General features: G+C 68.8%; 2 protein-coding genes. Both read left to right on the top strand.

The window, feature by feature from the left end; all coding sequences use genetic code 11:
• A partial coding sequence (locus tag ABGB08_RS54705) for a hypothetical protein (RefSeq protein WP_347608572.1) occupies positions 1-461 on the top strand: 461 nt, incomplete at its 5' end.
• 16 nt (positions 462-477) lie between these two features.
• On the top strand, positions 478-715 hold a 238-nt coding region (locus ABGB08_RS54700), incomplete at its 3' end, for a hydantoinase B/oxoprolinase family protein (protein WP_347608569.1).

Genomic DNA, 715 nt, shown 5'->3' with positions numbered 1-715 from the left:
TCTACCGCGAGGCCGACATGAAGTTCGTCGGCCAGATCTTCGAGGTGACCACGCGCCTGCCCGAGGAGCCGTTCCGGGAGGGCGACAAGGAGAGGCTGCGGCGCCGGTTCGTGGCGGACTACGAGGCCGAGTTCGGCACCGGCACCGCGTGGACCGAGGCCGAGGTGCTGCTGGTCAACTCGCGGGTCCGGGCGGTCGGCCGTACCGAGACGCAGACCGTGACCGAGACCTTCGGCCAGGAGCGCCACACCGCCACCGAGCGGGAGGTCATCGAGCCGCTGTCCGGGCACCGCCGCCGCGTCGAGGTGCACCGGGGGTTCGGCGCGCTCGGCAAGGCCGAGGGCCCGTGCCTGATCGAGGAGCCCGACACCACCGTCTACGTGCCGCCGGACGCGACAGTCGAGGTCATCGACGGCGGGCACTTCCTCATCCGCCTGAACCACGCCGACGCCAGCGCCTGATCGAAGGAGACCCCCCGTGAGCTCACCGACGTCCGACTTCGACCCGATCACGCTGGAAGTGATCAGGATGCGCCTCGACTCGATCGTCGAGGAGATGGGCATCGCGATGATCCGGTCCTCCGGATCACCCGTCATCACCGAGGCCGGTGACTTCAACACCGCGCTGTTCGATCCCGAGGGACGCATCTACGCCTACTCGGACTATGTGCAGTTCCACATCGGGTCGGGCAGCGTGGCCGTGCGCAACCTGGTCG

The sequence above is a fragment of the Acrocarpospora sp. B8E8 genome (assembly GCF_039871605.1).
Taxonomy (GTDB): domain Bacteria; phylum Actinomycetota; class Actinomycetes; order Streptosporangiales; family Streptosporangiaceae; genus Acrocarpospora; species Acrocarpospora macrocephala.
Note: the sequence above shows the minus strand (reverse complement) of the source record. Positions and strands in the feature narration are given on the sequence as shown.